The organism is Runella sp. MFBS21 (genome assembly GCF_029433105.1).
Classification (GTDB): Bacteria; Bacteroidota; Bacteroidia; order Cytophagales; family Spirosomataceae; genus Runella.
The window spans coordinates 33,023-58,577 of sequence record NZ_JARNTW010000025.1 but is presented as its reverse complement, the minus strand read 5'-3'; the positions used below and the strand labels follow the sequence as shown (position 1 = coordinate 58,577).

Genomic DNA, 25,555 nt, shown 5'->3' with positions numbered 1-25,555 from the left:
GATAAGCTATATTTTCGTCCAACTATCTGGTATCAAGTCTTTTGTATTCATTTCTGGCTTATTCTTAAACCAGTTTTTAGGAGCAATCACCAGTTTATTATCTAAACTACTCAGCCATGCTCCCCACCAACTAAACGAGCTATTGGCAATGACGTGATGTTTACACAAACTCATCAAGTGAAGGTCATCAATATCTCCGTCATCCCCTGGATTGTCGATATATACAGTATCCTTTCCTACTTTGAAATTTTCTTTAGTCCACTCTTTATCATCACTAAAAACAAAGAAACGAAAGTCGGAAAATTGATTTTGAACTACGTCAACGGCTTGTTGGTAATACCCGTCCCCAATAAACCCAAAAGTTTGACTTGACTCTACATTGTTTACATAATCTCCCCGACGAATGTGAATAGAAATGGGGTTAGGCGTTTTTAGGATTTCATTTTTGTAAAAATCAAACTGAGGACTAAAGCTCTTTTTGAAGGTGAGCTCTTTTTTGAGAGTGACTGTGTTTTCTTTAAAATATTTTTCAGATTGCCAAAAGCCCTCCAAAATGATAACCGAAGACTTCGCTTGCAACACCTCAGGATGAAAGTTGAAACCAGATTCCTTCACAAATTCACACAAAGGCTTTAGCGTCCGATTTGGAAACAACTTGGTAGCTTTAGATACATATTCAAGCGGAGAGCCGTTGAGGATTTTATAGTCAATATTAAAATTTTGAAGCTTAAATACCCTCGGCGTATCATTGGTATAGGTGTATTTATAATAGCTCAAATCCACGTATACCTGAGTACCCAGACGCAGGGCTAGATTACGCGCTAGTGCGTACTGAAAAAGCTGATTGCCAAGACCGTGGGTGATTCGTCCAAAAATCATAAGAATAAAAGTACATGCTAATGGCGCCGCTATTGTGAAGCAGCAGCCTGTGTTATTACGATTTTTTCAAAGTTATGCCCTCTGCTCGTCTTACTTTTTCCCAAGCCCCTGATTGCTTTCCACGCAAGTATCGTACCAATCCCGCCAGCGCACATACATTCATGAAGGTAAAGTAAAACGGCACAAAGAGGAGTTTCCACCGCAGTTGACGCTGCTCAAGCTGATACCCTACCCATGCTGCTCCATAAAACAAACACTGCAATAGAAACATCACAGCCCACCCATACGAAATCACATCCGTAGGAGGATAGGATTTCCAAGCCAACCAAGCATTGGTCAAAAAAATGAGGGGCAAACACAAAGGCGCCACCGCCCACCGAAACACTCGATGCGATACGTATTCAAAAGTAAGTACCCCATACTGGAAAGGATTCAGCAAATGTTTAAGACGTACAATCGACTGAAAACCGCCCGCTGCAATCCGAATTTTTCGTTTTTGTTCGTCCAAAATCGAATAGGAAGGAGCTTCTAAAGCATAAGCCTCAGGCTCGTAAGCCACTCGGTATCCTCGCCCAGCTATGCGCAATGAAATTATAAAATCATCCAGAATAGTATCGGTTTCGACGGGTTCATAAAGCTCCGTACGAAGCGCAAACAACTCCCCTGCCGCTCCCACTATGGTATGTAGCTCGGCATCCCAGCGTTTGAGTTGGGATTCGTATTTCCAATATAGCCCTTCGCCTGCTCCCGCCGCCGATTCACTATCAGCGGTCTGAATACGTTTTTCGCCAGCTACTGCACCTACTTGAGGGTCAGAAAAATGCCTCACTATATTTCTGACAGCCAGACGATTAAGATGGGTATTGGCATCCGTAAAAATCACGATAGGCGTATGAACATACTGCATGGCATTGTTCATGGCAGCTACTTTTCCACGGCGCTCACTCCCGCCAAGTACTTCTACCACTCCTTTATAATGCTCCTCAATCCATTGCTCCGAACCGTCATTGGAGCCTTCTGTTACAAAAAGAAAGCGAATCTTATCTTTTGGATATTCTTGCGCAAGAGAATTTTGGATTTTGTCGGGCAAGCACGAAAGTTCGTTGTAAGCAGGCACCGCCAATGTCACCTCAGGTAGATAGTCTTCAGAGTAGTAAGGCTTCCTGCGCCCTTTTATCGCAATCATCACCCACACCACTATTCCATACCCAAGGTAAGTATATACAACCAGCGCCAATCCAAGAATAAATAACAATTCTATCATCGTCGAAAAAGGAGAGATTAAACTCGGTAAGGAATAAGTTCGACAGGAGGGTCTATGCTGCCATTGGCTTTGATGTGATGCTGCCAATTCCACTTAATGGCCTCCTTGATGGCTTTCAAATAAGGCCATTCCCTTTTAAGTAAATGCACCATAAAGGCTTTGGGAACAGCCAATAGAAAATAATATACACAAAACACAAAAAGTGGCCATCCTTGGGTATTGCGCCGCATAAACCACAGCCGATTTCGTATGTGATAATATACTTTCATGGGATTGGCTTTCCCTACACTTATCGATTCTTTATGATAAATCAAAGCCTGTGCTTGATAGTATATTTGAAAGCCCGCACGTCTTATACGTGCCGACCAGTCAAGTTCTTCATAATACAAAAAATAACTCTCCTCCCAAGTGCCTGTTTTGGCCAACACTTCTTTTTTTACCATCATGGCAGCTCCATGCGCAAAATGTGTAGGGCCAGATACATCATACTGCCCATGATCTTGTTCTTCTAAACCAATTGCCCAAGTACGCCCCGTGTATTTGCTCAAAGGGTGGTATCCAGCGTATTGAATCACGTTTGGATGATCAAAAAAACGAATTTTGGGACAAACGACTCCCACCGTAGGATCTTTCTGAAAAGGTTGAAGAAGCTGCTCCAATAAGTCGGGCGTCACTACGGTATCGTTGTTTAAGAAAAAATAATAATCGCCTTTTGCTGCCTTGATTCCTACATTATTACCGCCCGAAAACCCTAGATTTTTGTCACTCAAAATCACCCGTACTCCTTCATAGTTTCCTTGGGCTATCAGAGGTGTGGGATCTTCTGCGGAAGCGTTGTCTACTACAATCACCTCAAAATTACGATACGTAAGCAGACGTGTCGAATCAAGCATCTGACAAGTGACTGCCGCTTGGTTGTAATTGATGGTAATAAAAGATACAAAAGGTAAGCGACTCATACATTTTCTTTTTGAAACAATGCTTTGACCGTTTTCAACATAATGACTAAGTCGGTAGTAAAAGAGTATTTTTTTGCATACAAAACATCTAACTGAATACGCTCTATATCAGACACTTTCGCTTTGCCTCTTTTGGTAACTTGCCAAAGCCCCGTCAAGCCCGCAGGAGCTGCAAAACGCCGTGCATAGCCCGTGGCGGTTAGTTTTTCGGCCTCATAAGGAGGCAAGGGGCGATTACCAACAAATGACATATCGCCAATGAGAATGTTGAACAATTGGGGCAATTCGTCGATACTCGTATTTCTTAATATCTTCCCTAGCCTAGTGACTCGCGGGTCTTCCTTAAATTTCATGAAAGTTGCTTTGGCCTTTTGTCGCTTATGGTATACATCTTCGCAGACTTGTTCGTTGTCCAAAAACAAAGGGCGTTGGCACTCCGTACCCGCCAGCTGGCAGGCCTCACACAAGTAATCCTCAGTGTCGGTTTCGGGAGTGGCGGTATTGTACAAATTGAGCGAGCTCATGCTCGAAATAAGCTTATCGGCTCCTGTACGCATCGTACGAAATTTGTACATATTAAACATTTTATAGCCCATTCCTACCCTTCTAGAGCCATAAAAGATAGGGCCTTTGGAGTCGAGCTTGACCAATACCGCTACTATCAGCAGCAGCGGTGACAAAAACAGCAAAGCCGTAAAAGAAACCACTATATCAAAAGCCCGCTTACCGACGGGCATCCGAATCGACGAATGCGTATACGGGATTTTTTTTGACTCTTTGTATTCTTTTTTCTGAATCAGGTACTGAAACCTTATTTTGAGCGCTTCAGTAGGATAGGGAATACCAAAAACATCAATAATATGTTTTTTTAAGGCTTGATTGGTGAGCTTGGATTCGTTGACAGTACTTAAGACAATCACCGCCAAATGCTTCATATATTCATAATAATCGATTCCCTCTAAAATATGGTTATATCCTAGAGAATCATTGACTACCACCAAATCCGCCAAATTTCCTTTCTCAAGATATTCTAATGCGTCTATTTGATTTTGCTGAAGGGTTATTTCTACCATATCTGCAAAATCTTTGGTAAAAGTAGCGATGAGCTGCGGGTCATTTTCGACATATACAACTCGAAAAACAACCTTGCCGTGGGTGTTGGTTTGCATTTGATTCTCTTCTCATTAAAGTTGTTTGGCACGGCGCATCACTGCCATCACTTTTGCCCTTACTTCTAAGGGATTAAAGGGTTTTGTCATATAGTCATCAGCCCCTAGCTCCAAGCATTTGATGCGGGTGTTACTATCATCAAATGTTGACAAAATCATGATAGGTAAATGACGAAAGGTAGGACTAGCCCGAATCGTTCGAATCAAATCTTCTCCGTTCATGTAGGGCATTTGCAAATCTGTCAGAATGATATCTACAGGGTTGCCTTCTTCAAGCCATCCCATAGCTTCAATGCCATTGATATGGGTAGTTACTTCAAAGTCATCTTTCAAAGAATGGCGTAACACTTTTCGGATAAAAGCGTCATCTTCAACAATCAAAACATGATACCGGTTTGCCATATTCTAGTAAATTTTTAATATAGTCTTTTCAGTTTTATGATTAACATACGTACTTCATTAAGCCCACCTTTAAATGAGCTCAAATGATTAAAAATGATGGAAGAGTAGGGATTGAAACTAGTAATTGGTACTTATGAATGCAGTTTTCAGAGACATTTGTTTGTAAGTTCTGAAAAGGTATAGTATGTAATTTTATATGTTCATTAAACAAGTTTATAGAATGCTCAAACAATACTTTTATTCATAAATTCCAGCTTGGATAGAAGCTAAATTACTTTTTATATTTATTGTATAGACTCTCTTTAATCCTTTTTAGTCACATAACAAACTAAATTTATCGACAATGGTTGAAAACATCCTTACTTTTTTCTCTGAAAGATAAATCTCTCAATAGAGCCTTTGTATTTATTATTATAGCAACAATTATACCTATCTTTTACAAACAAATATACTCTCTTTGCTTCATATCAGCACTAGCACACAGAAAAAATATATACCAAAACACACTAATTATACCTTTTTACAGAGTTCTCACTATATAGTACCATCTTTTACTTGCTTACTTCCTCCATTGGAAATAAAACGTACTTCCTTTACCCAGCGTGGAGTCTACCCAGATATTGCCACCTTGCTCTTCGACGAGTATTTTGAGAATCGATAGCCCTAGTCCCGTACTGCTATCTGCAAAGGAATTGTTAACAGAGGTACGATAAAATTTAAAAATGGCTTCTTGGTCATCAGCCGGAATGCCCATGCCATTGTCTTTTACATAAAACTCATAGTAATCTTCTTTCTCCAAGTAGCCAATTTCGATGTACCCCTCAGGTTTATCGTTATATTTAAAAGCGTTGCTAATCAGGTTCTGAAAAATTTGTTGGAGTTTTACCTTTTTAGTAAAAATAGTAGGTAGTTCCTGCGGATATATAATCTTGATATGTGCGGGCAAAAACATCGAATGTACCACTTGCTCCACTAGCTCTTGTACGTTCACCTCTTCAATCACTTGCTGCTCCATGCTTTTGCGAGAGTAATCAAGCAGAGAATTGATCATATTGGAGAGGTACATTGCAGCTTCTTTGGTATGAGAGATATACTCATGCCGCTCTTCTGCGGAGAGCATTTCGTCGTCGTCCATCTCCAATAGCGATAGTGCGCCGATAATACCCGTCAACGGTGATTTCAGATCATGTGCTACAATTGAAGTAAATTTTTCGAGCTGTTTATTAATTCTCTCTAGTTCGTTTGCGGTACTTTTAAGCTCTTGTTGATAGTAGTAAAGACGCTGAAAAACCTTAACTTTCGCTTTAGTCACATTGACATCAAGGGGTTTTTGGAGATAATCCACCGCCCCTTCATCAAAGCCTTTCAGGATGTAATGTTCTTCTTTGTTGATGGCTGTCACGAAAATAATAGAGATATTTTTGGTTTTAGGGTTCGTTTTTAGAATACGTGCCACTTCAAACCCATCCATGCCAGGCATCTGTACATCAAGCATGATAAGACCAATATTGTTGTGTTTGAGGGTGTATTTAAGAGCTTCGTTCCCCGAATTGGCTTTTAAGAAAGTGCGATTATCATCTGCCAACATTTCCTCTAACGCAAGAAGGTTTTCTTCTCTATCATCAACCAAAAGAATTTTAAATTCCCGTAAAGTATGTGGCATGTGTACTTATATGTTATCGTTAAGTTGTTTCAAAAACGTCGTTATGTGGGAGGTTGGCAAACAAAGTGCCGATTGATTTTGTAGCAAAGCGGCATGAGGCATGATAGGGTATTCGGCGGTAGCGGGATCTTGGACAATCCCTATTCCACCTTTTCTGATAACCTCCGAAACCCCCTTAGTGCCGTCGGTATTGGCACCACTTAGCAAAATACCAACAGCCTGCTGCGCATATACCTGCGCTACACTCTCAAAAGTAACATCAATTGAAGGCCTGCTAAAAGAAATAGGTTCAGAATAATCAAGACTAAAGGTTTTATTTGGCTCGATAAGCAAGTGATAGTTTTGGGGAGCTAAATAAACCCTCTGCGCTAAGATAGGCTCTTTGTCGTCTGGTTCATGTACATTTTGGACATGTCGTATGTGCGATAAAAGTTTGTCCATTTCGCTGAACACATTTTTTGAACGATGAATCACAATCACTACCGTAAAAGAGAAAATCTCTGGAAGCGCCTCTAGCAAAGACATTACTACGGGCAAACTCCCCGCAGATCCTCCAATGACTACCATCTTTATGTCTTGTTTTTGCATCTTTCAAAACTTAATTTTTTCGTCGATAGATACGAGTGGCCGCACTTACTGATTCAAACTGCTCCTTTACATCGGTAAATAATAGAGATTCTTTGATTCCAACTGCTAAGTATCCTTTGGGAGACAAACTATTATAAAATAACTTGAAGACATGGTTTTGTAACTCTCGGTTAAAGTAAATCATGACGTTTCGGCAACAAATTAATTGAAATTCATTAAAAACTTGGTCTACGGCCAAATTATGTTGTGCAAAAAGAATATTAGAACGGAACTCCTTTCGAATGATAGCCGACTGATAATGAGCAGTATAGTAGACAGAAAAATCATTTTTTCCTCCCGATTGGATATAATTGATGGTGTATTCTTTGGTTTGTTCCATCGAAATAATGCCCTTCCTCGCACGCTCCAAATTGGCTGGGTTGAGATCGGTAGCGTAGAGTTTGGTCCGATTAAGAAGCCCTGCTTCATGTAGTAAAATACTCATCGAAAACACCTCTTCGCCCGTGGCACAGCCAGCATGCCAAATTTTGATAATAGGATAAGATGCCAAAGCGGGCAAGACTTTTTCGCGCAAGTCTTTATAAAACAAAGGATCTCGAAACATTTCTGTGACGTTGACCGTCAACGTTTCCAAAAACCAAGTAAAAAAGGAAGGCTCATTTATTAAGTTATACTTCAATTCATAAAGGGTTTTCAGATTGGCGATGTTCATACATCTTGCAATGCGCCTAGTAAGCGAGGTACGTGCGTAGTTTCTGAAATCATAGCCATACTTTTGTAAGATGAGCTGAATGATCTCGTCTAATTCTACATCTGTAAGTCGATACCCAATATCCATACCTATTTTGACAACCAAACACGCATTAAAGAGAACAATTGCCCCGTATCGATGGGCTTAGTGATATAGTCAGACGCTCCTGCTTGCATTACTTTTTCTTTGTCGTCAGGCATCGCCTTGGCCGTCAGAGCAATAATCGGCAAGGCTCCAAGTTTCAAATCCTGTCTTATACGACGAATGGCCTCATAGCCATCCATTTCGGGCATCATGATATCCATCAAAACTAAATCCGTATCGAGGTTTTGTTTGAGCATCTCAAGTGCTTCTCGGCCATTATCGGCGGTGACTATGTTTACTTCCTGCTCTTCGAGCAACGTACTCAACGCAAAGACATTGCGCATATCGTCGTCGACAAGCAAAACTTTTTTTCCTTTGAGTCCTGTATTGTTAAGAGCAGTGAAAGATACAGGCAGTTTTTTGGCCTCAACTTCTTTGACTTTGTAAATAAACAATTCTAACTCATCCATTAATCGTTCCATTGACTGCGCCGACTCTCTAATCACTACATTGGCTAAACGGTGCAATTGACGGTCAGTAGCGGGACTGAGGTCTTCGGCTATATAAACGATTACAGGTAGAGATTTCGGATGTTTGACTGCTTGCAGTCCTTTCAAGTTTTCAATCCCTTTCTGGAGATTTTTGCGCATATCAACAATCAAGCAATCATAATCCAACTGGTTCATTTTGTCGATTGCTTCCCCATTATTTTTTACAAAGTCGCTTTTCAAATCACTATAACGAGCCTCTATTTCTTTGCCCAGCAAATCCCCTTGCTGACGTTGCTCATCCGACAAAATCAAAATATTTTTGAGGTCTAACTCTAACTGAGCACCCAAAAGACTAAATACTTTTTCTAAATCTTGTACTTTGACTGGTTTTTGGATATAAGCCAATGCCCCTCCAATAGACACCCGAGTATCTTCAGCTCCCGAAATCACATGGACTGGAATATTTTTGAGACCTTCATTGTTTTTGAGCCAATGCAAAATATTCCATCCATCCACTACGGGAAGATGTAAATCAAGAATAATGGCAGAAGGATTGTATTTTTTAGCGTACATAAGCCCTTCATCTCCTTGTAGAGCCACAATAGTTTTATAGTTTTTGGTTCTAGCAAAGTCCTGCACTATATTAGCAAACACTGGGTCATCCTCAATAATAAGCATGATTTGGTCCCCATTTTTAAGGTTGTTCCGATCGTCGGTAATAGTGGTCTGTGAAATTATCTCTTTAGAAAGAACGATTTCTTCGATTTTTTTCTCTTCAATCGGCGGGACAGGTGCCGTTGAAGTGACTGGTGGCTCAAACGAATCAAGCGGCAAAAACACCGAAAATTTGCTTCCTTTAGAAATCTCGCTTTCTAGTCTAATCTCCCCACCCATACGCTTTACTAATTCTTTGATAATCGAAAGCCCCAAACCAGTACCTCCATATTTACGGTTAGTAGCACCATCGGCTTGCTGAAATGCCTCAAAAATTAGTTTTTGCTTGTCTTCAGGAATACCTATTCCAGTATCCGAAACAGATATGGATATTTGTCTTTGAGCCTTGTTGAGGGGGCTTTCCAAATAAAGGTGGGAAGCATTTGTCAGCTCAAAAGTCAAATGTACTTGCCCACCCTTGGGTGTAAATTTAAAGGCGTTGGAAAGCAGATTTTGGATAATTTGCTGTAAACGCTGTTTGTCGGTAAAAATACTTTTCGGCAAAGTTTCATCTACTTTCGTAATCATTTGAACCGATTTTTCTTCTGCTACCACCTGAAACAACTGTTTAACATCTTCTACAATACCCTGTAGCGGTACTTGTTCGTACTGAAACTCAATTTTTCCGGCTTCTATTTTCGACAAGTCTAATATATCATTAATAAGGTTGAGCAAATCAGACCCCGATTTATGAATTACCTTGGCATACTCAAGCTGTTTATCAGTCAAATTGTTGTTTTTATTTTCTTTCAACAAATTGGCCAAAATCAATACACTATTCAATGGTGTTCGCAACTCATGTGACATATTAGCCAAAAACTCAGACTTATACTTGCCCGTAATTTCGAGTTCTTTGGCTTTCAAGGCCAAAGCCTGACGAGCTACTTCTACGGCTTCATTTTTCTCTTCTAGCTCCGTATTGATGTGGCGGAGTTCTTCTTCTTGTACTCTCAATTCTTCTTCAGAAGCTTGCAGACGCTCTGCTTGAAGCGACAGCTCCTCGTTGGTTTGACGTAGCTCGTCTTGTTGGTTTTCCAAAACACTTTTTTGGTACTGAACTTGTTCCAACAAATTAACAATCTGCAAATGCGATTGAATAGAATTTAAGGCAGCGGCAATGTCTTTTGCGATATTTTTTAGCAAACTGAGCTGATTCTCACTTAAAGCAAAAAAAGAAACTAATTCTATTACTCCTTTAAGCTCTTTCCCAACCCACAATGGTATACAATGAATTTCACCAGGTTTTTTTTCACCACTAGCCGATTTGATAGTCCAATACGATTCTGGAATAGCTCTAACACTCACCAACTCCCGTTCTTTTGCGGCTTGCCCCACAATTCCCTCTCCTATTTCACAAAAGTAAGGAGCTTGTGGTGAAAGAGCACTCGAACCGCTCAAGACAAGTTGTTTGGTTTCGGGATGGTAGCAGTAAAACGCAGCAGCGGGCAGTTCTAAATAGAAAGTAAGGGCTTTGAGTACTTTTTGGGCTAATTCTTCAACTTCATTCACGTTTTGAATCGCATCATTCACCACAGTAAGGCCTTTCAGATACCAATTTTTTTCACGACTGCTTTGGTTCAGTTCGGCCAACTCGCGTAGATTCTCCTGAAGTTGTTGCTCCGTAATCCCTTTATTTTTAAACTCTAAATAATAAAAATACGTCAAGATTATCGCTAATACTCCCAAAAAAACGGTCCCCCAAATACTATCCCTAGTAAGCTCATTTACGTGAGTGACCATGTATTGGTCTCTTGTCACAATCATCCGTTGCTCATTATCATACATTTGTTTGAGCAAACGCCGCACGTTATCCATTTGTTTTTTTTCATTCTCCACAAATTCCGTAACCACCTTTCTATCATACTGTTCAAAATTAGGTGGCTGCGTACTCCATAGATTTCGCATTGCCAAAATCACTATTTCAATCTGAGAAAGGCGATTTAGTTGTTTGGCATTGTCACTGACTAGCTCTGAGAGTTTTTCGATGGTAGGATTAAGATGAGACTGAGCCAGGGTGAATGGGAGCAGGTATTTTTTTTCGTTGGTGCTACGATAGGCTCGTTGCCCCGTTTCCATATCTACAAGAAGTTTTTCAAGCGTCACGATTTGATTAATCGCCTCGTGTTTTTTTTTATTCCATGCTGCTTCGGCCACCTGCATCTGGATGGTATCATAAAAAGTATACCCTACAACACCCCCTAGCATAATAATCATAATAGAACCTAAATAAAGCCAGTTGGTCGAAGAAATTTTCATATATTCCAAAGTAGTTATTAAAATATGGAAGTGCTATTGCAAAAAATGAACCAATTTGAATATCATAAAAATGGAGGTGATTGCTCTGACCCAAATATAACTAACTTATAAAGAAGTACAAAGCACTCATACTTAATGATTAACCTAGTTTCTTATCTGACAAATTCATAATTTTGGTATATTTTTAATTTTTACCAACAAATCCCAAAAACTTCAATTTTTACTGTTCTTTCATCTATAAATACCAATTTTATTTTTTTAATGAGTACTTCCCAAAAACTTGAAGTATGGCTTAGAGGCCCTCTACCAAGCATCCCCACCCTACTCCAGCCAGTAGCCCATGCTTTGCTACAAGCACGCGAAGAAGTCGCTGCTCTTGGGCATGGTTTTGATAACCAACTACTCTGGCAATGTCCAGCAGGGATGGCCTCCGTGGGTTTCCATTTACAGCACCTTACGGGGGTTTTGGATAGGTTGTTTACCTACGCGCGTGGCGAAGCTCTCTCTCCTATCCAACTTGAGTGGCTTGCTGCCGAAGGTTCACCCCAAACAGAAGCTGATAGTTTTGAGCGTTTATTCCAAAAATTTAGTAATCAAATTGAGAAAGCACTTCTTCAGCTTGGGCATACTGATATAGCCCAACTGACCGAAATACGGGGTGTAGGGCGTGCCCAAATCCCCTCTACAGTAATAGGGCTGCTCTTTCATGCAGCTGAGCATACCCAACGCCACCTGGGGCAGCTGTTAGTTACGGTAGCAATTGTTAAAACACAATCAAGCTAACCGCAAATGTAAAATCGGGTAGGGTTTTCCTAAGCCGTCGAGTTCGGAGCGCGAGACTACTTCAAAACCCTGACGTTGGTAAAAACCCAGTGCGTCAGGGTTTTGCTCATTTACATCTACTTTACAAATTCCAAGCTTAATAGCACGCTGCGTCAGTAGTTTACCAATACCTTTTCCGCGCATATTTGGATGTATAAAGAGCATTTCTAGGTTATCTTCGTGCAGTCCCATAAACCCTACTATCGCTCCGCTATTATCTTTGACACAAAACAAATCAACCGCTTTCAAAAACTCATTGAGAATCAAAGGCTTAAAATATTGAATATCTGCTTCTAACAAAAAATGATGCGTAGCTCTCACAGAAGCTTCCCACACTTCCATAATCTCCTGATAGTGCTCAGGAAATCCTGGGTATATTTGTGAATCAAACAAACGTACTTGCATAGACGATAGGAAAGATTAGAGTTCTCAATTCAGGAATTTGGCACGGTATTGGGCGGGCGTTTGTCCCGTAATTCGCTTAAAAGCCGTATGAAATGCCGAAGTAGAATTATACCCTACTTGCTCCGCAATTTCGTCAATTTTAAGATGCATATGTGCCCCATCTGTTAGCAGCTTTTGGGCTTCTTCTACTCGGCACTTTGCCATCAAATCAAAAAAACTTTGTCCAAGGCGGTCGTTGAGTACCTGCGATAAATGATGCTGAGATACCGATAATCGCTGAGCCAATTTCGGCAACGTTAGGTCGTTTTCGAGATAAGGTTTTTGGGTTTGGAGATAGGTCTGTAGTTTTTGCAAAATCACTTCACCATTATCCTCTGACAACGAAGACTTTTCATATTTTTTTCGGTTTTCTACCGTATTCTCCACCTGAAACAACACCGAATGACTCAATGTAAGATAGCTTGTAGCATAGATGTAAAAAGTCACTAAGCTTCCCAGTAAATAGTCTCCCAAATCTTTCTGAAAACTAAGTTTGACTCCTACAAAGACCATTGGAAAAAGGCAAAAAAGAAAAACATAATTGCGTACTTGCGTAAGAGGAACCGCTGTTTGCCTGGTAAAAAAAGGTAGTTGATTTTTTTTGAACGATAAATATACTTCTTTCAAACTCAACCCAATATAAATCAAGATACTAAAGAGAGTTAGGTCATTGACGTGGTCGCGCAGGTACAAAGGGTCTTCTGGAATCCAATAAGTAAATGGGCGGTAGGATAGCTCTGGATGCCAAGCCGTAATGTAAGAGTTGTATTTATAATCGTAAGACTGGTATTGCCAAAAAATCGAGTAGAGACACCAAAACCCAAACGGAAGTAGATGCCATTGCCAGTGCTTGGGCAATCGCCCATGTAAGCGGGCATGTACAAAAAAATAAGGCAATACCGCCAATAGGAAGTTGGTGGGTTCGGCAAAGTTATCGGCCCACAGCGTCTGAAATTGATAGTTGGTATAGCACAAAAATATCTCAAAAATAGCCGCTGAATAAGCCCACATAATCCACCCCAAAGTACGATTGGCCACAGAAGTGGCTCTAGTACCGGTGAGAAAAAGCCCTCCCAATAAGATGCCTTGTACGACACCCAACAAAATCACAATCGCAAAAATATCAATGCGTGGAGGCATAAAGGGAAGGGTACACCAAGGCAGAAATAGTTAATATCTTATCACTAGGCACTTATAACAGCACCTTACAATTCGGCAATTTTTCAGTAAAACTACTTGGTATTTTAATATCTTTTTTTCTTGGATTAAAACTAAAATAATCACTACACCTTAAATCCAATACTTCTAAGCTATCTAGCTTTTCCAATGCGGTTGGGAATTTAGTAATTGAATTAAACGATAAATTTAAAATTCTTAACTTAGATAAGTTACTAATTTCCAAAGGCAATGACTTTAGATAGTTATAAGAAAGGTCTAATTCTTCTATATTCTCAAACAAAACAATATTCTCTGACAAAGACGAAAATTTACAATCATGCATATCTATTTTAGTAATTTGTTTAAGATTGGGATGGTCTGAAGGAAATTCAATGTTTATTCGTGGCTGTCCACTCCCCAAATGGTCTCGATTCGGGGGATACCCAACGCCACTATGAAAGTCCAGATGATTGCCTTTGGTAAGGCTTAAAAGTGCATGCTTTCTATGTTCACTATTCAGCGGATAATTTCCTAAAACAAATGCAAAACCTTTATAACAATATTTCATCAATAGCTTCGCAAATTGATAAACTTCTTCTTCACTTACAAATTTGAGCATTTTTTCTAATTTCCACCTTATATCACTTTCTTCAATATTCTGAATACCAGCAAAGGTGTGTTTGTCTTTTAGTATCCCAAACCATTGATTTACACCTTGTTTCTCTAGCAGTTTTCTTATATCTGCTCTCACCTTTGAATCATCAAAAGTTTTACTTAACACTAAAAACTCTTCCAATATTTCATCTGTAAAACCACCAGATTTAAGCATTTCTATACCTAAATTCACAGAAGTTGGGTCCGTACTCCTTAAAAGTTGCTTAACTCCTTCTTGCATCACGGTCTCTCCTTCTGAAGCTTCTTGAATTAAAAACATATCCTCTTCCCCAACTTTCTTAATAACTTGATATAATTGATGTTCTAAAATAAAATTAAACTCAGATTTATTATAATACTCTAGAGCCTGCTTCGGCTTTTTCCCTAAAACAACGTGAGTAACCTTTTCATTGAGTACACGAGAAAGAGAAATTCCTAGTACATTCAACTTATCCTTTATTTCATTTTTATTTTCAACAAAATTTCCATCTAAAAAGCAAACACTTCCTTTGGTAAAAGACTCATAACTTTTTTTATTTAATTCCAATTCCTGTAAACGAGAAAGGGTCGTATCAGCAATCACTTTAAATGGTACATTCAAACCTTGTAACAAGCGAAACAAAGGCCACTCCTTAATTATATCATTGGGCAAATTATCCTTAATAGTATAAAAAAACCATTCTTTGTCTTCTCTACTCAAACCACTCTTAGCTAGGGCACTCATAAACAATGAAATTTCATGACTATCCAATGCTTTAAAAGCAAATAATCCCCAACATAACAATGTTTTTTTTATTTCAAGCATAAAAAGTTCATCTTTCATTGGATTACCTTTTATATTGAAAGATGATTTCAGCGGAGGAACAAATTGAAGAAACGTAAAATCTTCAATCTGATTATTTTCTAAGTTCAGGAATTCAAGATTCGAAAACAATGACCAGTCATCTGAAAGTTTTTTTAAATTTGTCCCATTTATGCTCAAATCAGAAACTCGCCAAAGTACATCTTTCAAATTTGGCCATTCTTCAATAATGCTATTTTTCAATCTAAATACTCTAAGCTTCAGGCAATATTCTAAGTTTTCAGGAAAATATTTTATATTTGACATATCCAAATATCTTAAAGATTTACATTCTTTCAAACCAAGCACTCTAAGTTCATTAAAGTTATTTTCAAGATTAAAAAAGTTCATTTTTTTAAAATATTCTACATCAACAAATTTTAATTTACTATTTTCGAAAAGCTCTAATGTAGAAATATCTCTCGAAAGGCATGCAGAAGAAATGCTTTCAATTTCTGTATTTTTTAATGAAATAAACGACAATTTGCACAGCTTACTTATACCTCCAACTTCTTTAATTGGAGCATTTATGTTAAGCGAATACAAGTTTTCTAAATGATCTATATTTTCTTCAGAAATATACTCCAATAAGGAAGAAAACACGTTAAGATACCTAATATTACTAGGAAGAATTCTAACTCCCAATGATGTTAATTTTGTTAATCCTAGTGAAAGAGTTTGAATTGATTTCAATTTAGATAAATTCCTTGGTAAATTCTCTAAGTTATGGTTAGAAATAGTGAGTTCTTTCAAGTTTTCACTTTCACATTCTATCAATAAACTTTCAATATCGTCCATATTGCACCGAACATCCGTTATTGATAACTCAGTAGCTGCTTTCAACTTTTCTAAATCATATTCATTAACATTTTCAATCACCATACGTGTATCTATGTATTCCATAATTATTGCAGGTTTAGCATTAAATTTTGTCTTCAAAAATTACATTTTTCTTAAAATAAATTTTGATATTTCTGGGTCAGTTAATATCATTTTCAATGAGGGATTACCAAAAGCGACTAAGTCTTGTGCCATTGTCAATCGAATATCATTTGGAATAAACTCCATTTTGATAAAAGATTTTACATTCTCTAATTGTTCTTTGGTGAGTTTTAGATTATTTATAGTCAAATAGTTAATCAATCTAGTGCATATTGTAGCAATAATATCAACACGAATAGTTTCTTTAAATATTATTTCTTTAAGAGGTGATAAAACTACACGTTCAAAGTTTTTAGCATTCAATATTTCTTCGGGGCTAATTAGTTCACCTAGGTTATTATTTACAAAATTGATAAAAGATGTAACTGTGTTAGTATCAAGGCAAGAATCGGCAAGAAGCTGAACTAATGGAAGGTTTTCATATAAATCATCTATGTCTTTTATAGTGTCAAAAAATTGGACTAATGTACGTGGAGTTGTGCGATTCCCTGTTACAATTTCGGGATACAACAGTACAAAGTTTATCCCTCTGGGATCAATTTTTGATTTTTCAGCCCATTTAGCCCATTCTTTCACATCAAACTCCAAAGAGATATGAAGCATTCGAGTCAGCATTGCATCATCCATTGGAGTTACCGAATAGTCTCCGCCGTCTGGATTGGCAGTAAGAATTATTTGCCACAAAGGAGGGAGCTTCCAACTTACCAACTCAAAATTTTGAAGCAATTGCATAATTCCTCTCAATATACGTTCATCAGCCCTATTCACGTCATCAATAAGAAGGATGCCTGGCCCCGCCTCTGTTGGAACCCATTCTGGCGAACGAAACACCGTACGGCCATTCTCAACACTTGGCATCCCTAACAAATCTCCCATTTCTTCAAATTGAGCAGGGGCAATATAAGCAAAATCAAAATTTCGTTCTTTGGCAATAGCTTCTACAATTTCAGTTTTGCCAATACCATGACGCCCCCATATACAAACTGGTGTTTTTTTCCTATTTTGTTTTTCAAGTTCTAAATTTACTGTTAAAACATGGTTCACAAACTGGATTACTTCATCAGCTTTTGTTTTTGTTCCATAAAATGTATAGCTATGCATACTAAATTGATATTTTTTTGTGAATTTTTATTTTTTGTCCACTTAATGAGTCCCAAAGTACATTTGTGTTATTTATCCCTTTAGAGCTTATTACCCACATAATAGGTTTTCTATTTTTAACAACTGGAGTATTCCCAAATCCATCAGTAAAATATATAATTGCGTCAGCTATATATTTCTCATTTGCATAAGCAATAGGCTCATTAAAGTTAGTACCTCCTCTTCCATGAACTGTATTAGGTAGTTGGCCTTTATACATATAAGTATTATGTATTTTTGTATCACACTCAACCACACATATTTCCGTTTTTTGCCTCCAAATATAATAAAGTTCACTAAAAAATTCCATTAACTCTTCTAAATCAATACTCCTTGAAGTATCAATGGCTACTAAAATTTTCTTTCTATTTTTGATTTTAATCCCTGGTACACTACCATATCTCTTAGAGGGCTTACTAATTGTATTTTTGATATAGGTACGAGTACTATTTCCAGCAAATATCCTTAAAGCTCTCTTCCAATCAAAAGAAGGAGCCATAGATTCCATAATTTGTTCTATTTGATATTGTACTCCAGCAGGAAGAGTTCCTATATATTTTGGACCTACTCTTTTAACAGAAGTGTCAATGATTTTTATCAGTAACCTTTCAATTATTTTCTTGTCTGATTCCGGCAGCTTTTGTAAATCTGTTATCCATGAGTCGTGCATTTCAAACTGCCATCCACCTTTATTCATTAAATCAACAAATTTCTTCTGTTGGCTTGGTAGTTTTTCGTAAGCATTGCTTTCTACACCTAAAAAACTCCCAATATCATTCCATTCCTTTATCAATTTTTCATAATAGTACCCTACGTCTTTATTCAACTCCAATGATAAACTCGAAAAATCACTTATCAACACGGCGCCCTCTGGTAATTGTTTTTTTTCTATATATTGATTTACTACTATATCGGCAGCGATATTAAATATCTTCTTATTGGAGTACTTTCCAATTTGAAAAATATGTTTTAACACTATGTGAAGAATCTCATGCTTCAACAATCCATATCTAAGCTCTGGCGTATCTAGTTCATATTCCCAAAATTGTGGATTAATGTAAAGTTGTAGCATTCTGTTAGACGTAGTTCCTATCGCCATAGTGGGTACGTAGGAAGATACCTCTCTGATAATACCTGTAAAAAAGTGGCCATAGAATGGTTCCCTTAAAATCAATTGAATGGTTGTTTTTGAAACTTGTTCTAGAATAATAGCAGAAGAAGAGACCATGATAATTATCTAAAAAGCAACCCCTTATGATAGAGGTTAGTTTGGGAAATATCTAAGTGACTAGAAAAAGCTTTAAGTCACTTAGATATTTATTCATTATAACTAAGATTACCGCCAACGCTTGTATTGATTAATCAAGCCGTTGGTACTGCTATCATGAGCATCGATAGGCCAGTCATTTTGAAGTTCGGGATAGATTTGATTGGCAAGTTGTTTGCCAAGTTCTACGCCCCATTGGTCAAAACTAAAGATATTCCATATCACACCCTGCACGAAGATTTTGTGTTCGTACATGGCAATCAAGCTCCCCAATACCCGTGGCGTGACTTTCTTCACCAAAATAGAGTTGGTAGGGCGATTACCTTCAAAAACCTTGAAAGGAGCCAAAGCAGCTATTTCTTCGGCAGATTTTCCAGCCTTTGCTAATTCACCAGCCGCTTCTTCGTAGGTTTTGCCGTTCATGAGAGCTTCGGTTTGGGCAAAGAAATTAGAAAGCAACATCTTATGGTGCTCACCGATAGGATTATGACTCAAAGCTGGCGCGATAAAATCGGCGGGAATCAATTTGGTACCTTGGTGAATCAACTGATAAAAAGCGTGCTGACCATTGGTACCAGGCTCTCCCCAAATGATGGGTCCAGTCTGATAATTTACTTTTTCGCCGTTTCTGCTTATATACTTGCCGTTTGATTCCATATCTCCTTGTTGGAAATAAGCCGCAAAACGATGTAAATACTGGTCGTAAGGTAAAATAGCGTGGGTATCAGCATCAAAGAAATTGTTGTACCAAATACCCAACAAAGCCAATATTACTGGAATGTTTTTCTCAAAACGAGCCGATTGGAAATGATTGTCCATATCGTGCGCACCAGCCAAAAGCTGTTCGAAGTTTTGGAAACCGATAAAGCACGCAATCGACAAGCCAATCGCCGACCATAAAGAGTAACGCCCTCCTACCCAATCCCAAAAACCAAACATATTTTCGGGGTCGATACCAAATTTTTCTACTTCGGAGCGATTGGTCGAAATTGCCACAAAGTGCTTGGCTACATGGGAACTTTCCTTGGCTGTTTCCAAAAACCACCGCCGCGCAGACAGGGCATTGGCCATGGTCTCTTGAGTAGTGAAGGTTTTGGAAGCAATCATAAAAAGGGTGGTCTCAGGATTGAGCGTCGCCAAGGTTTCGGCGATATGAGTTCCGTCCACATTTGAAACAAAATGCACATTCAGCCCTTTTTTTCCGTAGGACTTCAATGCTTCTGTTACCATCACTGGGCCTAAATCTGACCCCCCGATACCGATATTTACTAAATCAGTGATTTTTTTGCCCGAAAAACCTTTCCATTCGCCGCTACGGATTTTCTCCGAAAACCCTTTCATCTTTTCCAACACTTCATTCACATCCGGCATTACGTCTTTACCATCTACAACAACAGGCGTATTAGAACGATTGCGAAGAGCAGTGTGTAATACGGCACGATTTTCGGTAGCGTTTATTTTATCGCCCGTAAACATCTTCTCGATAGCATCAGAAAGCTGACACTCACGCGCCAAATCACATAGATAGGCAATGGTACGGCCATTGATGCGGTTTTTGGAATAATCGACCACAATATCTCCCAAACGCAATGAAAATTTTTTGAAACGATTGGGGTCTTCTGCAAAAAGCTCTTTCATGTGCTTCTTGCTTAGGCTTTTGTGATGCGTTTTAAGTTTGCGGTAAGCAGCCGTCTGGTCAAAAGGAATGGCTTGTAACATCTTTAATAGGATTTTTATGAACATGCAAAAGTAGGATTTTCGACGGCTTTCTGCATGTTTTAGTCCAATAAAGTGTATTTAAGGGCGAATTTGTGGGGTTTTTGCTATTTATGTATAAGCAAATGAAAACAGAATTAATATCTGCTTTCCAAAAAGAGTTTATTACATAGCTTTATAAAAGCCACTTTTCTTTAGCCAAACAATAGGGAAGATTTAATTAAACTACTCGAAGGTACCTAAAAAACACTAATCTTCTCTTTTAGGACATTTTTTGCAGTGTTTACCTTTCTTTTTGTACGCTTTGCAACATTTTTTGAGCTCACACGCAAAGGCACAACCAAGAAAAGCATTAGGAGTAAAAAACTTCTCTTCGGTTTCAACAAAAGAACAAGCAGGTACTTCGATGGGGGTCATTACTATGTTAGTGTTTCTTTTATAAACGCAAAATTACCTTATTTAGATTAAATACAAACAAAAAATATCCATTATTTTTTTGCTGCTCTTATCAAGTATGTCAAATTGCATATAAAAAAGACCAAAATCCTTTAAAATTAGCCCTTTCTGACTTTTATTTGCGCACCATAAAAAACTTTTTTAATTCCTATGAAAATCAATATTTTAGTTGCTATTCTGCTGCTTTCAGTAGGATATACAACCGCTCAAACGCCCGATGAGAAACATCTCAAAAATATCAAACAACTTACTTTTGGCGGCGACAATGCCGAAGCATATTTCAGCTTCAACAACCAATACGTAAGCTTTCAGTCCAACAATCCTAAATGGGGATTACAGTGCGATCAAATTTTTTATTTGGATGTCAACAAAGGACTCAAAAATCCTGACGAACGACCTCCCTTTATCAGCACGGGCAAAGGTCGCACTACTTGCTCTTATTTCATGCCCGACAACAAACACATCCTCTTTGCAAGTACCCACCTTGGAAGCGACTCTTGCCCCCCTCCTGCCAAGCCCTATTTGAACAAATATCTATGGGCTATTTATGACACGTACGACATTTTTGTGTCGGATATGAAAGGAAAAGTAGTTAAACAACTCACCACCGAAAAAGGCTACGATGCCGAAGCTACTATTTCACCTAAGGGAGACAAAATCGTGTTTACTTCTACTCGTGATGGCGACCTTGACTTGTATATAATGGATATAGACGGCAAAAACGTAAAGCGAATTACGAATGAATTGGGCTACGACGGAGGTGCTTTTTTCTCACCGGATGGCAAAAAACTTGTTTTTAGAGCTTCTCGCCCCAAATCTCCCGAAGAAATTGCCGAGTATAAAAAACTACTTTCAATGGGCCTTGTGGCTCCTACCGACATGGAGATTTATGTATGCAACGTAGATGGTTCGGATTTGAAGCAAATTACCAAACTCGGTAAGGCCAATTGGGCGCCTTATTTCACACCCAAAGGCGACAAGATCATTTTTTCTTCCAACCACCATTCGCAGCGAGGCTATGATTTTCAGCTTTATACCATCAACCTCGACGGTACAGGTGTCGAACGCATTACCAACAATAGTATCTTTAATGCTTTTCCTATGTTTTCATATGATGGCAAAAAACTGATTTTTAGTTCAAACCGAGGAAACGCACCTGGCTCGCGCGATACCAATTTATTCATTGCTGATTGGGTAGATTAACAACACTACTTGCCCCTACTCAAGCAATCGCTTGTTCCTCTGAGGAGTGGTATAAAACCAAAACGTCGATGCTTATTAAAGTCAAAAACTTAATGGGCATCGACATATAATCATACACTTTCTATGATTAAGTATATAAGTTTGATAAGTGACTTTGAATGACAAACTAACTTATCGAATTAACCTATCTTTAATCATGAAACGTCTCATTGTGATGAGCCTCTTTGGGGCTTTGCTTCAGTTCTACTCCCCTGTTTTTTCCCAACAAATTTCGAAAGAAGAATTATTGTTTTTGACTCCTGAATGGAAGGGAGAAAGGTTTCCCGACGGACGCCCCAAGGTATCAGATGCACTCCTAAAACGCATGAGACTTGTTACTCATGAAGAAGCTTGGGCGGTAATGAAAGGAGAAAACTACAAATTTCAATATGCCGAAGGATGGCAATGTATCAACCCCGACAGTGTGCTGGTAGGCAGAGCCTTGACCGCTACCTTTATGCCAGGGCGACCCGATGTCCACCGCGTCATTGACAAAAAAGGCCATGAAAAGGACGGGCGTATTAAGTCCCAAAACGCTTGGCCCATCGACATGCTCGTCAGAGGAGATGTATATGTGGTAGATCAGTTTGGGGCTCACGAAAATGGTCCTACTATTGGCGACAACCTTGGCAATTCTATCTATGCCAAATCTGGCAATGGTATCGTGTATGAAGGTGCTATTAGAGATATAGCAGGTTTGAAAGAAATCGGGGGATTTACTTCCTTTTTTCGTAGCTACCACCCTTCACACCATCTCAACAATCCCGACGGTGAACTCAACACTACTTTAGTAGCGATCAATCATCCTACCCGAATAGGCAAAGTGATGGTCATGCCAGGAGATGTGGTACTTGGCCGCGATGGCGCTGTGACGTTTATTCCGCCTCATTTGACCGAAAAAGTAGTCACTACTTCCGAAATCGTACGCTTACGAGACATGTTTGGGCACGAGCGCCTCCGACAGCAAAAATATACCGCCGGGCAGATTGACAACCGCTGGACTCCCGAAATCGAAAAAGATTTTTCGCAATGGCTCAATGCCCATATCAATGAACTCCCCGTTCCGAAAGAACAAATCCAAGAATACTTAAAGAAAAGGACTTGGTAATTTTAAGTTTTGCCAAATTTCTAACTCAACTTCGTTTCACTTTTTTAACCTTTGATTGAATGAACTCCCGCCGTAAATTTCTTACCAAAAGCGCTTTAGCGAGTGCTTTTGGGCTTTCTACTATTCATAGTTTCGGCCAAGGTCTTGAGACCGCCGTTGAACGCGCACCTTTATCTTCAGCCCCCTCTGACCTCAAAATTACCGACATCAAATGCGGCTATATCCGTGGTGGTCATAGCTTGTTTGTCAAAATCTACACCAACCAAGGCATCATCGGCCACGGCGAAGGCGTAGATGCAACGCCCGGCACTTATCATTTAGTAAAAATGTTTGGACAGCGTATCAAAGGCAAAAGCCCCTTGAATGTCAATCGCCTTTTTGAAGATATTCGCCGTTCTGGTTTTTTTGAAGGCGCTCAATCAGGAATGTACATTGCCGTCCTTACAGCCGTAGAATCAGCCCTTTGGGATCTCACGGGCAAAGCTTTAGGGCTTCCTGTTTATCAACTTCTAGGAGGTAAATTTAGGGACAAAATCAGGGTTTATTGTGATACGGCACTTTATCAAAATAATCTCCCCAAACCGCAAGATTTTGCTGACGCAGCGCTTGAAGCTAAAAAACTGGGCTTTTCGGCGGTGAAATTTGATTTGGATCAAGCCAAAGATCCCAATAAGTATGATGCCTACAACTGGACAGCAAGCCCCGCCGAACTTCAACGGATGTACGACCAAATGGCCGCTGCGCGTCAAGCAGTAGGCCCTAATATTGACATCTGTGCCGACATGCATGGCCGATACGACATGGTGACGGGGCAACAAGTAGCCAAGATGATGGAGCCTCTGAAACTTATGTGGTTAGAGGAGCCTATTCCTGCCGAAAACCCCGAAGCTTATAAAATCATTGCCGACTCCACTACTACCCCCATTTGTGCGGGTGAAAATCATTATTTAGCGCACGGTTTTAGAAGATTGCTCGAAATTGGAGCGGTAGATATCATCATGCCAGACTTACAAAAAGCGGGGGGATTGGGAGAAGGGCAGCGAATCGCCAATTTGGCCAACCTATATTATGTACCTTTTGCGCCACACATGGTGGCGTCTTATTTAGGGGCCATGGCTGCTTGCCATGTGTGTGCCTCCGTTCCTAATTTTATGATACTTGAATGGCAAATTTATTTTCAAAAAGATCCCATGTTTAAAGAAATCGTGACTTTTGAGGGGCCTATGGTTGAAAATGGCTTTATCAAGCTATCTGAAAAACCAGGAATTGGGGTCGAAATCAACGAGGAAGGTATGAAAAAATACGCTCCTCCCGGAGTACCTTTTTTTGAATAACAAATCTACCAAAACAAACGCCCCTCCACGATTCGTATAGAGGGGCGTTTTTAAGTTTGTGGCTTCGGCTTACTGAAGTCGGCCTTTATTTAATTCATCTTGCCATTTTTTGAGCTCCTCCCATTTACCATCTCGGGCTAGAGCGGCCTGCTCAGGCCATGTGGTTGGATCATGCATTTGAAATCTAGGGCCTTTTGCCTCTAACCATTCCTTTAGATTCACGGCAGAAGTAGCGGCTAGCCTAGCAAAAGTCTTCACCCCTTCTGCATTAAGTATTTCTTCTATTTTGGGTCCTATCCCTTCTATGATTTTTAAATCATCCGCGACTTCTTCAATCAGCACTGGCATATCCACTATAGCTGCCCTTTGAGAAGTAGCATGTACTTGGACTAGTTTTGAATCTTCTGACAAGGTGCTTTTTTTGTGGCAATTGTCCAAATCCACTCTACGATTATGGATATCAACGTGAAGTTGCGCAAGCTGAGCCGAAAAAATACGGCGAGCAATCCACCATCCTAAATACGCAAAAAATGATAGCAAGGCCAACGCTTCTAGCAAGGCTACCCAAAAATTTTGACTAAGCGGAGTTATATCTAAAATAATCATGTTGTCTTGACGGATTTTTTACTTTATCTTATTGATTTGTCCTACCACCTTTGAGTTGTTCTTGCCATACTTTCAACTCTTCCCATTTTTCGTCACGCGCATAAGCAGCTTGCTCCGGCCAAGTAGAGGGCTCATGCATCTGGAATCTGCTCCCTGCCGTGGTCAAAATATCTTTGATACGATCAGGAGAAGTATTGGCTAAATCATCAAATGTGTTGATACCAGCCTCATTAAGCAACTTTTCGATTTTAGGTCCAATCCCTTCCACAATTTTCAAATCATCTATTTTTAAGTCCGCTACAGTGACTGGTACTGCTACCGCTAAAGGAACCGCAAGAGACTTTTCTTCAGAAATGACGGGTGTTTCCAGAATTTTACGAGTTCGACTATGACAATCGTCAACGGCGGCATCCAATTCTGCCAGCTCATTTTCTAAATCATCGATTTCTCTCACTTTACTAATATAACCAATAATAAAACCTAATATACTGGCAATCACCAGCATAAGAATTTGCTGCCACCAAGCATCAGCTAGTCCAAAGGGATTGAAATGTTCATACATATGAATTAAGGGAGTTGAAGAGTTTTTAACATATTAAAAAAAA

Annotated in this window: 21 protein-coding genes; 4 read left to right on the top strand and 17 right to left on the bottom strand. The window is 39.2% G+C overall.

The annotated features are described in order from the left end of the window. Positions 1 to 6: 6 nt before the first annotated feature. From P1X15_RS28690 to P1X15_RS28650, 9 genes are all read right to left on the bottom strand, one after another. Positions 7 to 879 (bottom strand): alpha-1,2-fucosyltransferase, encoded by an 873-nt coding sequence (locus P1X15_RS28690; RefSeq protein ID WP_277341568.1) that lies wholly within the window; start codon positions 877 to 879, stop codon positions 7 to 9. 55 nt (positions 880 to 934) lie between these two features. Continuing rightward, positions 935 to 2,143 (bottom strand): glycosyltransferase family 2 protein, encoded by a 1,209-nt coding sequence (locus tag P1X15_RS28685; protein WP_277341567.1) that lies wholly within the window; start codon positions 2,141 to 2,143, stop codon positions 935 to 937. 17 nt (positions 2,144 to 2,160) lie between these two features. Then, positions 2,161 to 3,102 (bottom strand): glycosyltransferase family 2 protein, encoded by a 942-nt coding sequence (locus P1X15_RS28680; protein WP_277341566.1) that lies wholly within the window; start codon positions 3,100 to 3,102, stop codon positions 2,161 to 2,163. Beyond that, positions 3,099 to 4,271 (bottom strand): sugar transferase, encoded by a 1,173-nt coding sequence (locus P1X15_RS28675; protein ID WP_277341565.1) that lies wholly within the window; start codon positions 4,269 to 4,271, stop codon positions 3,099 to 3,101. Before P1X15_RS28675 ends, P1X15_RS28680 begins: the two co-directional genes overlap by 4 nt. A gap of 15 nt (positions 4,272 to 4,286) precedes the next feature. Further along, on the bottom strand, positions 4,287 to 4,673 hold the full coding sequence (locus P1X15_RS28670; protein WP_028665681.1) for a PleD family two-component system response regulator: 387 nt from the start codon (positions 4,671 to 4,673) through the stop codon (positions 4,287 to 4,289). 559 nt (positions 4,674 to 5,232) lie between these two features. Continuing rightward, complete coding sequence (locus P1X15_RS28665) at positions 5,233 to 6,336, bottom strand: hybrid sensor histidine kinase/response regulator (protein ID WP_277341564.1); 1,104 nt, start codon at positions 6,334 to 6,336, stop codon at positions 5,233 to 5,235. A gap of 6 nt (positions 6,337 to 6,342) precedes the next feature. After that, positions 6,343 to 6,924, bottom strand: coding sequence for a chemotaxis protein CheB (locus P1X15_RS28660; protein WP_277341563.1), 582 nt, complete (start codon positions 6,922 to 6,924; stop codon positions 6,343 to 6,345). 10 nt (positions 6,925 to 6,934) lie between these two features. After that, a complete protein-coding gene (locus P1X15_RS28655; RefSeq protein WP_277341562.1) occupies positions 6,935 to 7,762 on the bottom strand; it encodes a protein-glutamate O-methyltransferase CheR in 828 nt (275 codons plus the stop codon). 2 nt (positions 7,763 to 7,764) lie between these two features. After that, the gene (locus tag P1X15_RS28650; protein ID WP_277341561.1) at positions 7,765 to 11,220 is read right to left on the bottom strand and encodes a response regulator; all 3,456 of its coding nucleotides are present in this window, start codon (positions 11,218 to 11,220) and stop codon (positions 7,765 to 7,767) included. A gap of 261 nt (positions 11,221 to 11,481) precedes the next feature. Between P1X15_RS28650 and P1X15_RS28645 the strand changes: the two genes are divergently transcribed. After that, entirely contained in the window at positions 11,482 to 12,003 is a 522-nt protein-coding gene (locus tag P1X15_RS28645; RefSeq protein ID WP_277341560.1) for a DinB family protein, read from the top strand. Here the strand turns inward: P1X15_RS28645 and P1X15_RS28640 are convergent. From P1X15_RS28640 to pgi, 6 genes are all read right to left on the bottom strand, one after another. After that, the gene (locus P1X15_RS28640; RefSeq protein ID WP_277341559.1) at positions 11,995 to 12,447 is read right to left on the bottom strand and encodes a GNAT family N-acetyltransferase; all 453 of its coding nucleotides are present in this window, start codon (positions 12,445 to 12,447) and stop codon (positions 11,995 to 11,997) included. The two genes, P1X15_RS28645 and P1X15_RS28640, sit on opposite strands and share 9 nt — an antisense overlap. Before the next feature lie 24 nt (positions 12,448 to 12,471). After that, the gene (locus tag P1X15_RS28635; protein ID WP_277341558.1) at positions 12,472 to 13,626 is read right to left on the bottom strand and encodes a helix-turn-helix transcriptional regulator; all 1,155 of its coding nucleotides are present in this window, start codon (positions 13,624 to 13,626) and stop codon (positions 12,472 to 12,474) included. A gap of 52 nt (positions 13,627 to 13,678) precedes the next feature. Beyond that, positions 13,679 to 16,042: a leucine-rich repeat domain-containing protein gene (locus P1X15_RS28630; RefSeq protein WP_277341557.1), complete on the bottom strand. Its 2,364-nt coding sequence runs from the start codon at positions 16,040 to 16,042 to the stop codon at positions 13,679 to 13,681. 39 nt (positions 16,043 to 16,081) lie between these two features. After that, positions 16,082 to 17,182 (bottom strand): ATP-binding protein, encoded by a 1,101-nt coding sequence (locus P1X15_RS28625; protein ID WP_277341556.1) that lies wholly within the window; start codon positions 17,180 to 17,182, stop codon positions 16,082 to 16,084. 1 nt (position 17,183) lies between these two features. Beyond that, on the bottom strand, positions 17,184 to 18,449 hold the full coding sequence (locus P1X15_RS28620; protein ID WP_277341555.1) for a DUF2201 family putative metallopeptidase: 1,266 nt from the start codon (positions 18,447 to 18,449) through the stop codon (positions 17,184 to 17,186). A 108-nt stretch (positions 18,450 to 18,557) separates the two neighbouring features. Next, positions 18,558 to 20,207 (bottom strand): glucose-6-phosphate isomerase, encoded by a 1,650-nt coding sequence (pgi, locus tag P1X15_RS28615; protein WP_277341554.1) that lies wholly within the window; start codon positions 20,205 to 20,207, stop codon positions 18,558 to 18,560. A gap of 603 nt (positions 20,208 to 20,810) precedes the next feature. Between pgi and P1X15_RS28610 the strand changes: the two genes are divergently transcribed. From P1X15_RS28610 to P1X15_RS28600, 3 genes are all read left to right on the top strand, one after another. Beyond that, positions 20,811 to 21,863 carry a hypothetical protein gene (locus tag P1X15_RS28610; protein ID WP_277341553.1) on the top strand — a complete coding sequence of 351 codons (1,053 nt, stop codon included), beginning with the start codon at positions 20,811 to 20,813 and terminating at the stop codon, positions 21,861 to 21,863. Positions 21,864 to 22,077: 214 nt separating this feature from the next. Beyond that, on the top strand, positions 22,078 to 23,010 hold the full coding sequence (locus P1X15_RS28605) for an RraA family protein (RefSeq protein ID WP_277341600.1): 933 nt from the start codon (positions 22,078 to 22,080) through the stop codon (positions 23,008 to 23,010). Between the two features lie 59 nt (positions 23,011 to 23,069). Then, on the top strand, positions 23,070 to 24,344 hold the full coding sequence (locus tag P1X15_RS28600) for a mandelate racemase/muconate lactonizing enzyme family protein (RefSeq protein ID WP_277341552.1): 1,275 nt from the start codon (positions 23,070 to 23,072) through the stop codon (positions 24,342 to 24,344). Positions 24,345 to 24,413: 69 nt separating this feature from the next. Here the strand turns inward: P1X15_RS28600 and P1X15_RS28595 are convergent, their stop codons facing one another. Further along, positions 24,414 to 24,950 carry a hypothetical protein gene (locus P1X15_RS28595; protein WP_277341551.1) on the bottom strand — a complete coding sequence of 179 codons (537 nt, stop codon included), beginning with the start codon at positions 24,948 to 24,950 and terminating at the stop codon, positions 24,414 to 24,416. A 28-nt stretch (positions 24,951 to 24,978) separates the two neighbouring features. Then, on the bottom strand, positions 24,979 to 25,512 hold the full coding sequence (locus P1X15_RS28590; protein ID WP_277341550.1) for a helix-hairpin-helix domain-containing protein: 534 nt from the start codon (positions 25,510 to 25,512) through the stop codon (positions 24,979 to 24,981). Positions 25,513 to 25,555 lie beyond the last annotated feature (43 nt).

Bases quoted from the DNA above. Each gene is read 5' to 3' on its own strand.
- P1X15_RS28690 (WP_277341568.1), bottom strand. From the start codon at position 879: ATGATTTTTGGACGAATCACCCACGGTCTTGGCAATCAGCTTTTTCAG.
- P1X15_RS28685 (WP_277341567.1), bottom strand. From the start codon at position 2,143: ATGATAGAATTGTTATTTATTCTTGGATTGGCGCTGGTTGTATATACT.
- P1X15_RS28680 (WP_277341566.1), bottom strand. From the start codon at position 3,102: ATGAGTCGCTTACCTTTTGTATCTTTTATTACCATCAATTACAACCAA.
- P1X15_RS28675 (WP_277341565.1), bottom strand. From the start codon at position 4,271: ATGCAAACCAACACCCACGGCAAGGTTGTTTTTCGAGTTGTATATGTC.
- P1X15_RS28670 (WP_028665681.1), bottom strand. From the start codon at position 4,673: ATGGCAAACCGGTATCATGTTTTGATTGTTGAAGATGACGCTTTTATC.
- P1X15_RS28665 (WP_277341564.1), bottom strand. From the start codon at position 6,336: ATGCCACATACTTTACGGGAATTTAAAATTCTTTTGGTTGATGATAGA.
- P1X15_RS28660 (WP_277341563.1), bottom strand. From the start codon at position 6,924: ATGCAAAAACAAGACATAAAGATGGTAGTCATTGGAGGATCTGCGGGG.
- P1X15_RS28655 (WP_277341562.1), bottom strand. From the start codon at position 7,762: ATGGATATTGGGTATCGACTTACAGATGTAGAATTAGACGAGATCATT.
- P1X15_RS28650 (WP_277341561.1), bottom strand. From the start codon at position 11,220: ATGAAAATTTCTTCGACCAACTGGCTTTATTTAGGTTCTATTATGATT.
- P1X15_RS28645 (WP_277341560.1), top strand. From the start codon at position 11,482: ATGAGTACTTCCCAAAAACTTGAAGTATGGCTTAGAGGCCCTCTACCA.
- P1X15_RS28640 (WP_277341559.1), bottom strand. From the start codon at position 12,447: ATGCAAGTACGTTTGTTTGATTCACAAATATACCCAGGATTTCCTGAG.
- P1X15_RS28635 (WP_277341558.1), bottom strand. From the start codon at position 13,626: ATGCCTCCACGCATTGATATTTTTGCGATTGTGATTTTGTTGGGTGTC.
- P1X15_RS28630 (WP_277341557.1), bottom strand. From the start codon at position 16,042: ATGGAATACATAGATACACGTATGGTGATTGAAAATGTTAATGAATAT.
- P1X15_RS28625 (WP_277341556.1), bottom strand. From the start codon at position 17,182: ATGCATAGCTATACATTTTATGGAACAAAAACAAAAGCTGATGAAGTA.
- P1X15_RS28620 (WP_277341555.1), bottom strand. From the start codon at position 18,449: ATGGTCTCTTCTTCTGCTATTATTCTAGAACAAGTTTCAAAAACAACC.
- pgi (WP_277341554.1), bottom strand. From the start codon at position 20,207: ATGTTACAAGCCATTCCTTTTGACCAGACGGCTGCTTACCGCAAACTT.
- P1X15_RS28610 (WP_277341553.1), top strand. From the start codon at position 20,811: ATGAAAATCAATATTTTAGTTGCTATTCTGCTGCTTTCAGTAGGATAT.
- P1X15_RS28605 (WP_277341600.1), top strand. From the start codon at position 22,078: ATGAGCCTCTTTGGGGCTTTGCTTCAGTTCTACTCCCCTGTTTTTTCC.
- P1X15_RS28600 (WP_277341552.1), top strand. From the start codon at position 23,070: ATGAACTCCCGCCGTAAATTTCTTACCAAAAGCGCTTTAGCGAGTGCT.
- P1X15_RS28595 (WP_277341551.1), bottom strand. From the start codon at position 24,950: ATGATTATTTTAGATATAACTCCGCTTAGTCAAAATTTTTGGGTAGCC.
- P1X15_RS28590 (WP_277341550.1), bottom strand. From the start codon at position 25,512: ATGTATGAACATTTCAATCCCTTTGGACTAGCTGATGCTTGGTGGCAG.